The 13,552-nt window shown below is 53.2% G+C and carries 13 protein-coding genes; 10 read left to right on the top strand and 3 right to left on the bottom strand.

The annotated features are described in order from the left end of the window. Positions 1-94: 94 nt before the first annotated feature. The 6 genes from KNP06_RS01685 to KNP06_RS01660 all read left to right on the top strand — a co-directional run bounded on the left by KNP06_RS01685 (position 95) and on the right by KNP06_RS01660 (position 8,301). Positions 95-2,836 carry an Ig-like domain-containing protein gene (locus tag KNP06_RS01685; protein ID WP_214710862.1) on the top strand — a complete coding sequence of 914 codons (2,742 nt, stop codon included), beginning with the start codon at positions 95-97 and terminating at the stop codon, positions 2,834-2,836. Between the two features lie 120 nt (positions 2,837-2,956). Continuing rightward, on the top strand, positions 2,957-4,780 hold the full coding sequence (locus tag KNP06_RS01680; RefSeq protein WP_214710863.1) for a methyl-accepting chemotaxis protein: 1,824 nt from the start codon (positions 2,957-2,959) through the stop codon (positions 4,778-4,780). A gap of 164 nt (positions 4,781-4,944) precedes the next feature. Further along, on the top strand, positions 4,945-6,675 hold the full coding sequence (locus tag KNP06_RS01675) for a methyl-accepting chemotaxis protein (RefSeq protein ID WP_308162250.1): 1,731 nt from the start codon (positions 4,945-4,947) through the stop codon (positions 6,673-6,675). 126 nt (positions 6,676-6,801) lie between these two features. Next, positions 6,802-7,548 carry an SDR family NAD(P)-dependent oxidoreductase gene (locus tag KNP06_RS01670; protein ID WP_214710865.1) on the top strand — a complete coding sequence of 249 codons (747 nt, stop codon included), beginning with the start codon at positions 6,802-6,804 and terminating at the stop codon, positions 7,546-7,548. 97 nt (positions 7,549-7,645) lie between these two features. Next, on the top strand, positions 7,646-7,912 hold the full coding sequence (locus KNP06_RS01665) for an AbrB/MazE/SpoVT family DNA-binding domain-containing protein (RefSeq protein WP_214706758.1): 267 nt from the start codon (positions 7,646-7,648) through the stop codon (positions 7,910-7,912). After that, positions 7,909-8,301, top strand: coding sequence for a type II toxin-antitoxin system death-on-curing family toxin (locus KNP06_RS01660; RefSeq protein ID WP_236355712.1), 393 nt, complete (start codon positions 7,909-7,911; stop codon positions 8,299-8,301). The genes KNP06_RS01665 and KNP06_RS01660 overlap by 4 nt, the downstream gene beginning before the upstream one ends. A 61-nt stretch (positions 8,302-8,362) precedes the next feature. Here KNP06_RS01660 and KNP06_RS01655 read toward each other — a convergent pair whose 3' ends face one another. Continuing rightward, on the bottom strand, positions 8,363-9,247 hold the full coding sequence (locus tag KNP06_RS01655) for a tetratricopeptide repeat protein (RefSeq protein ID WP_251129633.1): 885 nt from the start codon (positions 9,245-9,247) through the stop codon (positions 8,363-8,365). Between the two features lie 124 nt (positions 9,248-9,371). Between KNP06_RS01655 and KNP06_RS01650 the strand changes: the two genes are divergently transcribed. Beyond that, on the top strand, positions 9,372-9,599 hold the full coding sequence (locus KNP06_RS01650) for a DUF3221 domain-containing protein (protein ID WP_058764445.1): 228 nt from the start codon (positions 9,372-9,374) through the stop codon (positions 9,597-9,599). Between the two features lie 19 nt (positions 9,600-9,618). Further along, complete coding sequence (locus KNP06_RS01645; protein ID WP_034778922.1) at positions 9,619-9,783, top strand: hypothetical protein; 165 nt, start codon at positions 9,619-9,621, stop codon at positions 9,781-9,783. A 12-nt stretch (positions 9,784-9,795) separates the two neighbouring features. Here the strand turns inward: KNP06_RS01645 and KNP06_RS01640 are convergent, their stop codons facing one another. Next, positions 9,796-11,046 carry a hypothetical protein gene (locus tag KNP06_RS01640; protein WP_214787673.1) on the bottom strand — a complete coding sequence of 417 codons (1,251 nt, stop codon included), beginning with the start codon at positions 11,044-11,046 and terminating at the stop codon, positions 9,796-9,798. A gap of 174 nt (positions 11,047-11,220) precedes the next feature. Here KNP06_RS01640 and KNP06_RS01635 point away from each other — a divergent pair, with 174 nt between their 5' ends. Continuing rightward, positions 11,221-11,496 carry a hypothetical protein gene (locus tag KNP06_RS01635; protein ID WP_308162252.1) on the top strand — a complete coding sequence of 92 codons (276 nt, stop codon included), beginning with the start codon at positions 11,221-11,223 and terminating at the stop codon, positions 11,494-11,496. A 161-nt stretch (positions 11,497-11,657) separates the two neighbouring features. After that, positions 11,658-12,218, top strand: coding sequence for an AAA family ATPase (locus KNP06_RS01630; protein WP_214710867.1), 561 nt, complete (start codon positions 11,658-11,660; stop codon positions 12,216-12,218). A 321-nt stretch (positions 12,219-12,539) separates the two neighbouring features. Here KNP06_RS01630 and KNP06_RS01625 read toward each other — a convergent pair whose 3' ends face one another. After that, positions 12,540-13,475 (bottom strand): IS30 family transposase, encoded by a 936-nt coding sequence (locus KNP06_RS01625; protein ID WP_214710868.1) that lies wholly within the window; start codon positions 13,473-13,475, stop codon positions 12,540-12,542. Positions 13,476-13,552 lie beyond the last annotated feature (77 nt).

Below are 13,552 nucleotides of genomic sequence, written 5' to 3'. Positions count from 1 at the left end.
AAAAAAGAGACGGTGCTTTTTTCCTGTTTTGCTTCTAAAAATCACAAATTGAAGGTATATTTTTAATATATTGAATAAAAGGCAGGTATTGTAAATGAAGGAATGGCACTATGCAATTTTATTCGTCGCGCTGTTGTTCGTGATGTTCCCGATGGATCAAGCGAACGCGACTCCGAAGTTCGAGCTGGGCACGCTGCTCGAGCAAGAAGTGAAGACAATTGAAGGGTCTCCCTTCTATTTGGACTATCAAGACGGAGCCACGCGGCTTCATGATGTAGAACGACAGACCGTCGTACCCATCGATTACAACGGCAATCTGACGGCGGATCGGTCGCATGATGAAGAGGGGTCATATGGAGATTTCTATACGTTCAAGCCGAGCTTAGACGGTGAATCATTCATGGCGACGCATCATCGGACGGGGGATATGATTCACGTTAACCGTGATGGGTCGACGCGTACATTCAGCCCTCCATTCGACACAGAGTCGATTCGACTTATCACGTACGATGCGAGTCGCGACATCATGTTGTGGGAGAACAAAGGCTCGAAGCAACTCGTGACGACTGAGTCGGATGGCGTCACGAAGTGGGAGCGTACTCTCTCCGATCGTGAACAAGTGATATTGGCGACAAATTCGAACGAACTCATCGTTGCGGACACGTACTCGGACGTCCTGCTCCATCTGAATCCAGATACAGGCGAGATAATCGAGACAATCAAGATGCCGAATACGGTGACAGCGGTATTTGCTGAACCTACGACAGATCACCTTCTGTTAGAAGGGGTTAGTGACTTACACGTGTATGATTGGAAGCAACGTACCATCACGACGCTTGATTTGAAAAATCAGTCGTTCTATGAAATCGAGTCGTTTACCTATCACAACGGCACGTACTACGCGATGACGGAGTTCGATTATTTGCTCACCATCGATTTAGCCACGAAGACATTGAACAAACTGCGACTGGATTCATTCAATTCACGGCTTGACTACAAACTGTTGCACGGAGGCTACTTGCTTCGAAACGACCAGCGCTTACTGGCGGCAGAGCGTGCCCACCTCATTCCAGGTCAGCTGTACACCTCGCCGAAAGCTACAAAACCGTCTGGAGCCGGCAACACCTGGTTAGGCGAGTCCTATCAACTGATGGCGACCGTCGTGACAATCGATCGCGTCTACCATGAAATCCCTGTCGCCGACTTGGGATCAGACGCGGAAGTGGTCGATGCGACACGCTCATTCGAGGATGGATACATCGTTCCATCGTTCGATGAATCGTTCAGTTATGCGCTTCGATTCAGAAACCTCACGAGCAACAGAGTCACCTTGAATCCGGTGACGAAAGTGCCGCTTCAAATCGAAACATCATTTGATAACGGGCCGGTAGGGGATATCGTCGGTACGACAGCCCCAAACATGACGGTGTATGTGACTTGTGAAAACAACAAATACGCGAGCTGTGACGGTTCGGTCACGGCCGATGAGACAGGACGTTTTACGTTCTCACGCGGTATTCTCTGGGGAAATCAAACCATCACGGTTTGGGTAGCAGACAACGCGACGTATAACCAAGCTACAAAAGCATCGGTCAAACAGACGTTCCAAATGAATGAACCGACCGATACGAACATTGCCGAAGTGTTGAGCGAGACGGCGATGGAAGGTGTGACGATTCGGACAAAACCAAATGCCCGAGTCGAGGTGCGTCAATTGTTCTCACCGACAAACTATGAAGTTCGTGAAGTCCAAGCAGACGCATCGGGAGTCGCGAAGTTAACGGAGTACAATCGAGACAAGCCGATGTACTACCGTGTCATTTATCGCATTCTCGACACGAACAGTCAGTATGCGAATCTTTACGTATCAACAGATTATCCGGTGCCTGACGTCACGTGGACAAAACCACCGAAGACAGGTGATACGACTGTGACTGTTCATTATAACGGGACACTCTCTCCACTGCTCGCGGTAGCGCGAAATGGCCGAGATGAATCAGCAAAACGTCTCGTTCCTGGAACGAACGTCATCGCGTTGAAAGGACCACTCTGGGAAGGACAGACGATTCGACTCATCGCGAGTTTCCGCCCTGAACTCAGTACAACGTTCGAACAAAAAGTGACGAGTGACGCACCGAAGACACTCAGCATCAAAGATGTGCTCGTCACATCGTCTACTTCAACGTTTACAGTGTTGAAAGATACACCGGCATACTTGAACTTCATCGTGAATGGGAAGCCAATCTCATACACTGAGGTTGGAAAAGACCGCTACCGGATCTCGGTGAAACCAGGCACGTCGGTTGTCGTCGAGTCGACGATTGGGTCGAAGAAGAAGCGGACGACGTACAAAGTCCCGACGGCTTCGTTGACGTCGTTCGCGCCGTCTGACGAAGTGAGCACGTGGAAAGGGAAGACACTCCCGAACGCCACCGTCACCGTGAAGGCGGGGACGAAAGTGATCGGACGGACGAAGGCGAACTCGACCGGCAGCTATCAAGTGAAGTTCGCCCGTCAGCGTGCGGGCACGAAGCTCGTATTCGAGGCGAAAGTCGGAGTGGCCCGTGACGCGAAGAGCGCGACCGTCAAAGCAGGCGTTCGTCCGACGGTGAGCACCGGCACAATCCGCTCGACGACGAAATCGATTGCTGTTCGCACGAACGTCTCGTACGGCACGGTGACGATTTATAACGGGAAGACGCTCGTCGCGAAGAAGACGAGCACATCGACTTCGACGAACGTGTCCATCAAACCGCAAAAACGCGGCTCGAAGTTGACGATTAAAGTCGTGACGCCGGCCAACCGAAGCGGCCAGACTGTAAAGTCCGTATTATAATGTAGAGAAAAGGTGACTGATTTTTCAGTCATCTTTTTTTATTTTGGTCAATCCCCTTTAGATTCCTCGACGTCAAGACGATATAGGAAGAAACGTTGCATGCGAGAGGGGAAGATACATATGTCAGTGAAACAGAAGTGGATAGCGTTACGGAACCGGTTAAACGTCCGGCGCTTTCAATGGAAACCGAAACGACGAAAGCCAAGCACGCGTGAAGGGAAGCGGGTGACCGGCACGAACCTGACCATCCGTCAAAAGCTGTGGGGACTCGTCATCCTCGCGCTCCTCATGGTCGCAGGTGTCGGTGGCTACTCGCTCTTGTCGCTCGCCGATGCGAACCGTCAAGGCGATGACATCGTCAACAACTGGAACAAAGGGCTCGACTACGCCCACGAGCTGAACACGCTCGCGGCGAACTATCGCGCGCTCGAGCTCGAACACATCGTGACGGACGACATGGCCGCGAAAGAAGAATTGATGTCCGTGATGAAAGAGATTCGGACACGGATTAATGAAATTGCCCCGAAATATGAACAGACGGCGACAGGTGAGACGGACAAGGAGCTGTTCGCCAACTTCAGCCGCCAGTGGGAGATGTATCAACGCGTGTCGGACAATATGCTGATTTTCAGCACGTCCGGCAACAACGGTATGGCTCGCTCGTATTACGATGCCCAGTCCCAATCGACATACGATAACTTCACGCAACGCCTGACCGAGCTCGTCGACTACAACTCGGAAGGTTCACAACGTGTCGGCGCCGACATGGAACGTAAGTTTCAACAGTCGCTCATCGCACTACTCGCGGTGACGATCGGTGCGGTCGTACTCCTGTTGTTCCTCGGACTGAGCTTATTGCGCTCAATCATCAAACCGATGCGGGTGCTCCAAGAGAAGTTTGACGAGTTGACCTCACAAGGCGGAGACTTGACGATGGCCATCCCGGTCACATCGAACGACGAGATCGCGCAAGTGAGCCGCTCGTTCAACATGTTCCTCGCGACGCTACGCGACATCATGATTGACGTCGACAAGACGGCAAAAGTCGTCCTCGTCTCGTCAAAAGAAGTGGCAGCGGAAGTCATTGAACTGAGCCGTTACATGGAAGAAACGTCAGGCACGGTCGAGGAATTGACGGCCGGTATGGAAGAGACGGCCGCGTCCTCGCAAGAGATGAGTGCGTCGACGACCGAGATGGGCAGTTCCATCGATTCCATCGTCGACTTGTCGAACGACAGCGCGACGACAGCGGGCGACGTCGAACGTCGCGCTCACGCCATGCGTGAACAAGCCGTTGCATCGAAGACGGAAGCGAACGCCATCATCGAACAGAAACGCATCGAACTTGACGAGGCGATCAAAGGGGCGCAGTCGGTCGAACAGATTCGTGTCTTGACGAGCGCCATCTTGACCATCGCCGACCAGACGAACTTGCTTGCCTTGAACGCATCGATTGAGGCGGCCCGGGCCGGGGATGCCGGGCGCGGCTTCGCCGTGGTGGCCTCGGAGATTCGTAAGCTCGCCGAGAACTCGCGCCAGACGGTGAACGAGATTCAAGCGGTATCGCATACGGTCATCGACTCGGTCGCCCGGCTCAACACGAGCTCGGCCGATATGTTGACGTTCCTCGATACGAAAGTGCTCGCCGATTACGACCGGCTCGAGGAGTCGGCCACGCAATATGAAGCGGATGCGACCGTATTCGGGGAGACGGCACAGACGTTCGAGACGAACGCGCTCCAACTCCGCCATATGACCGACAGCATCCTCCACGTCATCCAAGAAGTCGCGACGACCGTGACGGAAGGGGCAGACGGGACGCAGTCGATTTCGGAGAAAGTCCAACTGTCCGTCGAGCGGTTCAACGACGTCCAAACTCGGATGCACGAAACCGAACAACAAGCGATCGAACTTTCGAATCGTGTGTCACAGTTCAAGTTATGAAACGAGGCCGCAGCCGTGAGGAGCTGCGGTTTTTTTGTGACAAAAAATGGAACATAAGACTCGCAAATAAGGTCAATCGATAAAAGAATTGGAAACAAATGTGGAAACCGTTTGCACAAACCGATAGAAATCATGTGATTCCAAAATTTGATAGAAATAGAGGTGTGAGAGGACGCGTTCCTCGAGAAGATGAAAAAAGGCTAAATCAACTCACATTGACGCAGAAACTGTTTGGCGGGATTGGAATGATTCTTTTACTCGTCGTAATCGGGATGGGTTACAATCTGATGGCGCTGAACGATGCGACGAGCCGATGTGAAGAAATGATTTCATCAGATGTCATGCGGATGAAGGCGGCCGATGAACTATCGTTAGGGATGGTCCGTCAGGCGTATGGCCTGCGTGGTTATATTCTTGAACAAGAGCCGGCCCGGCTTGAAGCAGAGCAGCAAGGGTCAGAAGAGAAAAAAGAAGCAATCAACGCCCTGTTAGAACTCTCGCCTTCGACAGAAGAGACGAAAGAACTAGAGAACTTGATGTCATACGCGTTAGGTTACGATGACTTAGCACAACAGTTGATTCAAGCAATCGACGCGGATGATCAAGAGACGGTGGACCGACTCGCGCTCCGGTTGATGCCGGATGTGACGGCATCGATCATTGAGTCAGGCGAGACGATGCAAGCCGAATCGGAAGCCGCGATGTTGGCGAAGCAAGCGCAGCTTGAGAGCCGACGTCAAAGTGCATTGATATACTCTGCAGTGATTGCCGTCATCATTTTCGTACTCACGCTTGGCGCCGGCTACTTTCTCCAACGCATGGTCACGGTCCCGCTCCGTCAACTATCGGACGAGGTCGGCATCGTCGCTGACGGTGATTTGACACGCGCCGACCTCCAGGCGCTCACGCGCGATGAAATCGGCGAATTGATGCTTGGCTTCAACCAGATGAAAGGCAACCTCCGTGAACTCATCGACGAAGTGAGCCGGAACGCCCAAGAAATCACGGCGCAGTCGGAAGAACTGTACGCGAGCACGGAAGAGATGTCGTCGCAGACAGAGGAGACGACGCGGATGATTGAACAAGTCGTCGGTGAGACGGTCAACCAAGCGGCAGCTGCCTCGAAGAGCGGACAAGCGGTCGCAGCGGCCGATGAGGGCGTCGAACGAATCGCCACGTCAATCGGGACGATCAGCCAAGACGTCCAGACGAGTCTGAAGCTCGCCGAACGCGGGGAACAGACGATTCAACAAGCGAAGCAAGAAGTGCTCGCGCTCGAATCGGAGACGGTCGTGACCGGCCAGTCGATCACGGCGTTGAAACAACAGTCAGACGAGATCGCCCTCATCACCGAGGTCATCCAGTCGATCACCGACCAGACGAACCTGCTCGCCTTGAACGCGGCCATCGAAGCGGCCCGGGCCGGGGAACAAGGGAAAGGCTTCGCCGTCGTCGCCGAAGAAGTGCGGAAACTCGCAGAACAGTCGAAACAATCGGCGTCGCAAATCGCCGGCTTGATTGAATCGATTCAAACGCAATCGAACGCTGTGCTCGAACGTCACGCCATCAGTGCCCGCCGCGTCGAGACGAACACGGTGCTGCTCGAAGAAGCGACGGAGTCGTTCCAACAAATCGTCGGGCAATTGCACGCCTCGGTCGAGAACACGGAACAAATCCGGGTCGCCTCGAGCGAGATCGCGACGACGACGAAACAAGTCGCGACAGCGGCAATCCATATGGCGAGTGACAGTGAAGGCACGGCCGAGACGATGCGTAGCGTCGGTGAGACAGCCGACGCCCAGCTCGCGATGATTCAAGAGTTGAACGGAGTTGCCGAGTCGCTCGGCAATATGACCGGAGACTTACAGACGCTCATCGGTCGCTTCCAAACGTAAGACGGACCGTCCTTTCCCGTTCAGGGGAGGACGGTTTTTGCGTGTTCCAAGGATTGAGGGGGCAGGGTTAGGGGAATTGCCGAAGAGAGATATCGATCTCGATTACAGTGAAAAGGGGACAGGATTATGAAATATACCGTCATCACCGGGGCAAGTTCAGGTATTGGCTATGAAGCGGCGAAACAGTTCGCCAAACAAGGGAAGTCGCTCGTGCTCGTGGCACGCCGCCACGACGAGCTCGAGAAGCTACGGAGTGAGATCAAATCGATTTCACCGAAGAGTGACGTCATCATCAAAGCGAAAGACTTGTCTTACAGCGAGAACGTGTACGGATTGTATGAGTCGCTCGCCAATCTCGACATCGAGACGTGGATTAACAACGCCGGGTTCGGGGACTCGAATCTCGTGAAAGACGTCGAGGTCGGAAAAATCGAGAACATGATCCGCTTGAACGTGGAGGCGTTGACGGTGCTCTCGAGCCTATACGTCCGCGACTATCACAACGTCGAAGGGGCGACGCTTGTGAACGTCGCGTCTGTCGTCGGCTATCACATCGCCAAAAAAGGTGTCACGTACAGCGCGTCGAAATTCTTCGTCAGTGCCTATACGGAAGGGCTCGCCCGAGAGCTCATGAACGACGGGGATAAGCTGCGGGCGAAAGTGCTCGCACCGGCCGCGACGGAGACCGGCTTTGCGAACCGTGCCCGTGAAGAAGAGGACTTTGATTATAGCCAAAACGTCGAGAAGTATCATACGGCTGAAGAGATGGCAGAGTTTTTGCTGCAGTTGCTCGAGAGCGATCAAGTCGTTGGCATCGTCAACCACGAGGACTACTCGTTCGAGTTGCGCGGACCGATTCATCCGTATATGTAATAAATGATTGGTTAGGTTTGAGTGCAAAAACGAGTTAAATCTGTTACATTTAATACATACAGTATGTATTGTAAGTATTTAATGTGGAGGTGTTTTTGTGCAAAAACTAAAAAGTAGTGAAAGAAAGTTAGTGAAACACGGAAATTCTGTTCATGTCTCAATTCCTATAAGTGAATTGCGGCATCTGAATTTAGAAGTGGGCGATACAGTTTCCGTAACTACGACAGATGAGGGCATTTTAATCAAACCGACTAATAAGATTGAAATTCCTCCTAACATGGATATCGCTCCGAACTTCTTTAAAGAAATGGAGCAAATTATGAGTCAGCACGATGAGACATTTAAAGGATTAGTAGATCGTTGATTCAGTATGTAACGGAAACAGAAGTGATTGCTATCAATCGTTTAATGATACTGAGGTATTCACCTGAAGAACCAATTGGTATAAAAGACAGAGGTTTATTAAGCTCGTCTGTTCAAAGAATGAACCACTCTGCGTTTGGTGAAGATGCTTATATTACTGTATTTGAAAAGGCGGCTGCCTTATTCCACTCATTGATTAACAACCATTGTTTTATTAATGCCAACAAACGCACTGCTTATGGAGCACTTCAATTGTTTTTAGCCCGTAACGGATTTGCGCTCGTATTAGAGTCGTCTCTTGCAATCGAATTATGTGTTCGAGTAGCGACAGAGCAAATGGATATTCAACAGTTGGCCAATAATATAGAAATTAACTCATCACCACTTTGATTAATTTGACGACAGCAAACAGCCCGAACTCTTTCAAAAAGTTCGGGCTGTTTGTTTACGTTTACGACGAACGCATTGAGTCCCCGTAACCCCCGGTCAAGCGGTGCGTGAGGCGATGGTACCAGTAGCGAAGACGTAAGCGATATACATACAGTCTGGACGTGTTCGGCAAGACGACGTTATCGATATAATCGGCGAACATGGCGCGGAACATATGGTCCTCACTGTCGTCATATGTCGCGCTCCACATGCCGTGCTCTTCGACCTCGAGCAGCATCGCAATCGTCTCGTCATCGAGCTGATGATTGTCTTCCGGCAACCGCTTGACGAGCATCTCGACCCGATGGCTGCAAATCGACGCATAGAGCGAGTGGGCGCGCGGGTTGTGCGGGTTCGCGTTCAAGTACCCGATGGCCACCTTGAGCAGTTCATCGTTCATCTCGAGCGGAATCTCATCGAACGCTTGGAAGAATTCGAGCAGCATCGGCACGGTCTCTTCGTTGAACCCGGCGAGCCGGACGTAATGCATCAAGTGGAGGCCGGCCTCCCCGTAAAACTTGCGGTTGAAGTAATGGACGGCAATCGCGCGCTGGACCATCGGCACGTCCGGATAGCGCTCGACGGCACGGAGGAAATACTGCTCGGCCTCGAACGTGAAATTCGTATCATCGCTCAAGAGGCCATGGAGGCAGTGGATCATGTAATGGTCACCTTTTTCGCCCGCTGCTTCGAGCACGGCGCGGGCCCGGCCGAACTCGCCTTCGCGGATGAGCGGATACGCCCGCATCGCCGGGAAGAACGGGTCCTCGGGAAAGTGCGTCTCGCCGCGGACGATGAGCGACTCGATGGAATCGGCGTTATAATCGTCAATCAGTTCTTCAAGGAGCATCATCTCGAGGAAGGTGCGTTGAAAGTCTGGATGGTGTAAATCGATGGTGTGTTTCATGAGGGTCCCTCCCAAGTTCATGAGTGTGGCTTCATTATACCGAGCAATCGGACGGACGAGTAGATTTTTTTCAAGAAATGGGAAAAGAAAAGGGAGGGATTTCCGAGGAAAGGGAGGAATGGAGATGGTCACGTTCACAGGGTATATCGTCGAGCTCGAGCCAACGCGGATTCGAGTCGCGCCGAACTTGGATGCCGAGCCGTTCGATGGGATCGTATTTCACTGGGAGGAGCCGTTGCGAGAGGACGAGACACCGCTCGCCGTCGGACAACAGGTGCGCGTCGAGCATGATGAGAAGATGACCCGCTCGCTGCCGCCACAGGCGACGGCGCATCGAATCGATGTGCTATGATGGTGTCGAGGTGAATTGAATGGGACAGTCGAATTTCTTATGGATGGGCGTCGTCATCGCCATCAGTGCGCTGATCGTCTGGTTGTTGCAGGACGTGATGCCGTTTTGGATGTTGTCGATCATCCTGCTGTTGTTCGGGGCCGCGGTCGGCAACGTGCAGCGACGCTCTCGAAAAGACACATGAAAAAGCACGTCATCATTCAGATGGCGTGCTTTCTTCGTCTTCTGCCGGTTTGTCCGGGACATCCTCGGTCGCGTCAGTTGCGCCCGGTTTCTCCTCGGTGACGGGCGGTGGTACCGGTTCATCGGTCTTGTCTTGTTTCGGCTTTGTGTCGGGCTGATCTGTCTTTAGTTTTGTGTTTGGTTTGTCTTGCTTATTGACCGGTGCCGCTGCTTCCGCTTCTTTCTCCTGAGCGGCTGGCTTCTCTGGCTCGACCGGTTCCGCCGGTTCGGTCACAGGGACGTCAGGCTCGGTCGGTTGTTCCGTGACGGGAGGCGTCTCAGGTTCTTCGGCCGGTTGTTCCGGCTCGGCTGGTGCTTCCTCTTCAACCGGTACCGGTTCTTCTGCTGGCTCCTCGGTTTCAGTTGGAGCTTCGGGAGCAGCTTCTGGTTCCGGTGTCGGTTCCGGTTCTGGAGCTGGAGCGGGTTCTGCCGGCTCTTCTCGTTTTGGGACCGGTGTGATCGGTGCGACCGGTGCGAGTTCAGCGGCCGGCGTACTGCGTTTTTTCGTCGGTGGCGGGGCCGGCGTGTCCGACTCGAGGAACGACAATACGTCTTGTTCGAACAAGGCGACCGGGAGCGTCTTCGTCACCAAGTGGATGCCGAGCACCCGGCCATTGGCCGTGACGATCGGGCTACCGACGGCGCGGTTCGGTAAATCGAATTCCCGCTTATAGCTGTCTTCTTCGAACGTGAGCGTTCCTTCGATCTGTTCATCTGGCGCGAGCGTTAACACCGGCTCGTCGGGTCCGACAATCGCGTGGTTGAACGAGAACGGGGTCGCCTTCACTTTCTCGATGCGGATGACGGCGATGGCGTCGGTCCGCCCGACGACGGTACCGTTCACGGTCTCGTCACCTTGTTTCAATGTGACGCGAGTGATGCCGGTGACGTTATGGGCCGCCGTCAACACGTCTTGCGGGCTAATCAAAAAGCCGGAGCCCGTTCCAATCGTATATAAGCTATCTTGCAACGTCTCGAGGTCGACGGTGTTAGCCCCGTTAGCCGAGACCGTATCTTCGGTGATGTTCAAATCGACTTTGTCGGCGAGCGATTCACTCGAGCGCGGAGTGTCGGTGAGATAGGCGTTCGTCAAAAACGAGACGAATGCGATGAGTGCGATGACGATAGGGACAGCAATCCATTTCAAGCGACGTGGGCGATGGCCACACGTCGGACAAACAGTGGTTTTCGAGCGGGTCTTCGCTCCGCAGCGTGGACAAGTCACGGGATGACACCTTCCTTTGTAAACATAGATTATATGCCTATTCCTCATATGAGGAAGGGGTAAACAATAATTGACCAGGTTTAGAAGTGGAAATCGGGAATTGAATGATGAGTGCTTTTTTGAGATGACTAGGATGAATCCAAATCTATGGATATGAGGTGACTTTCCCTGATTGTGAGATGTAGCCATTGCGGATATGAACAGTTCGTCAAAGACCATAAATTTGACCGTCTTTACCGCGAAGAGTATGAGATGGCGATTCTCGTATTTTGTGACCGCACATGTTGCGACTCGTCACACGTCCCAATCCCGAAAGGATATATCAAATCTACGATGTGGCTAGGCGGATGGTCACTCGTCCGATTGATGACGACAGAAGAGTACAAGGCCATGAAACGGGCAAGACGGATTTTAGAGGCCGGCCTCACGCAAACGGACACTGATTCTTAATTCGTGCACTCCGCCCAACGATTGTTACGGGTGAACGAGTTGGAACAAGATTCAGAAGACGGGCGGTCGATAGTACATTTTTCCCGACCTCCACAGTTCCTATTGGACGAGTCGAGCGATATGATATGCTGTTAAAAATGACAGTAGGGATGGGATTAGACATGAAGTTCCTCGTATTATTTGGTCCACAAGCCGTCGGCAAGATGACGGTCGGGCAAGAGCTCGCCAGCATCACGGATTTAAAGCTGTTCCATAACCATATGACGATCGATCTCGTCAGTCCGTTCTTCAGTTACGGGACACCGGAAGGGCGTCGGCTCGTCCAGCTGTTCCGCCATGAGCTGTTCGGCGCGGTCGCGAAAAGTGATTTGGACGGGATGATCTTCACGTTCGTCTGGGCGTTCGATTTAGAAGAGGACTGGGCGTATATCAAACAAGTGACCGACCTGTTCGAGTCGAACGGGGCCGACATCTATTATGTCGAGCTCGAAGCGGACATCGAAGAGCGCCTCATTCGCAACCAAACGGAGAACCGGTTGACCCATAAGCCGACGAAGCGGGACATCGCCTGGTCGGAAGGTGAGTTGAAGCAGACGGCGACGCTATACCGATTGAACTCACAGGACGGGGAACTCGACGTCGACAACTACTTGCGCATCAACAACACATATCTCGATGCGGCGACGGTCGCCGAACGAATCAAACAACATTTCCAGCTATGACGAAAACGAGTCTATTAGGAAAGGCGAGTGAGAATCTTGCCATGAATAGAATGATTTTCACTTTTCTTTCTTTTTTTCGGCTTGATCTCAAAAAATCTCTTTTTATCAAAAAACGGCGAAACTACGCCCGTTTCTAAGCGGTTTGGACGAGGACCCGGCGTAAGTGGGTAATGAATCGCCACGACCTTTTTTGGGTATAAATACCTAGAAAGTGTAGATGTGGGTAGTTCAATGCAATTACCGAATTTAAGACTAGGTAGTTTGCTATTCTAATGGTGATAGGAATGGATTAAACACATATTCATGAATTAGGACGGTTTGTCAAATTAAGCGCAACACTTCCTCCGTGAAGGCCTCGTGTGCGGTCTTCCAGCCCAGGCATTTGCGTGGGCGGCCGTTGATCTTGGCGAGCGCGTCCACGATCTCTCCTTGGCCGACCGTCGCGAAGTCCGATCCTTTCGGGAAGAACTCGCGCAGGAGGCCGTTGGCGTTCTCGTTGCTGCCGCGCTGCCACGACGAGTACGGGTCGGCGAAATACATCGGCACGCCGAGTGTCGCCCGGATGCGCTCGTGACCGCTGAACTCCTTGCCCCGGTCCGTCGTCGCCGTCCTGAACGTGCCCTCCGGGAAGGCGGCGTGGACCGTGTGAATCGCCTCCTCCATCGAGGCCGCGCTGCGGTCCGCGATCGGCAGCGCGAGGTAGAACCGGCTCTTCCGCTCGACGAACGTCGCGACGCACGCCCTCGATTTCCCTCGTCCGGAGACGACGGTGTCGAGCTCCCAGTGGCCGAATGTCTCGCGTGTGCGCACCTCTCTCGGACGTTTGGCGATGGACAGACCGATGTTGAACCGACCACGTGTCTCCATCGGTTTCTGGCGCTTGCCCTTTTGGCGGAGCACGGTCACCGGCACGTCGATCAGCCCCGAATAGATCCAGCGATAGATGGTCGAGAAGGCGATCCTTCCGTCGAAGAGCCGCCCCACGATCTGTTCCGGGGACCAGGTCGCTCGCAGCTTCCTGATGATCGTCCGACGCATCGTTTCGTCGAGCTTCATCTTGGCGCCGCAGTTCGCTTTCGCCCTCACGTAGCGTTCCTGTGCACGTTCCGACTTGTACCTGGGGTTCCTCCTGATCTCCCGCGAGACGGTCGAGGGCTGTCGCCCGAGCCGTCTCGCGATGGACCGGATGGACATCCCGAGCTCCAGATAGGTCTCTATTTTCACGCGTTCGGCTGTGGTAAGATGGGTGTAGCTCATAGCGATTCCTCCGTCTGAATGTTTGTGTGGTAACTTCATTCTACACGAGGCCGTCGCTATGGGCTTTTTTGCGTTCA

Source organism: Exiguobacterium sp. s21 (assembly GCF_018617975.1).
Classification (GTDB): Bacteria; Bacillota; Bacilli; order Exiguobacteriales; family Exiguobacteriaceae; genus Exiguobacterium; species Exiguobacterium mexicanum_A.
The sequence above is the reverse complement of the archived record's forward strand: the minus strand, read 5'-3'. Positions and strand labels throughout refer to the sequence as shown.

Bases quoted from the DNA above. Each gene is read 5' to 3' on its own strand.
- KNP06_RS01680 (WP_214710863.1), top strand. From the start codon at position 2,957: ATGTCAGTGAAACAGAAGTGGATAGCGTTACGGAACCGGTTAAACGTC.
- KNP06_RS01645 (WP_034778922.1), top strand. From the start codon at position 9,619: ATGGGACAGTCGAATTTCTTATGGATGGGCGTCGTCATCGCCATCAGT.
- KNP06_RS01655 (WP_251129633.1), bottom strand. From the start codon at position 9,247: ATGAAACACACCATCGATTTACACCATCCAGACTTTCAACGCACCTTC.
- KNP06_RS01685 (WP_214710862.1), top strand. From the start codon at position 95: ATGAAGGAATGGCACTATGCAATTTTATTCGTCGCGCTGTTGTTCGTG.
- KNP06_RS01630 (WP_214710867.1), top strand. From the start codon at position 11,658: ATGAAGTTCCTCGTATTATTTGGTCCACAAGCCGTCGGCAAGATGACG.
- KNP06_RS01650 (WP_058764445.1), top strand. From the start codon at position 9,372: ATGGTCACGTTCACAGGGTATATCGTCGAGCTCGAGCCAACGCGGATT.
- KNP06_RS01670 (WP_214710865.1), top strand. From the start codon at position 6,802: ATGAAATATACCGTCATCACCGGGGCAAGTTCAGGTATTGGCTATGAA.
- KNP06_RS01625 (WP_214710868.1), bottom strand. From the start codon at position 13,475: ATGAGCTACACCCATCTTACCACAGCCGAACGCGTGAAAATAGAGACC.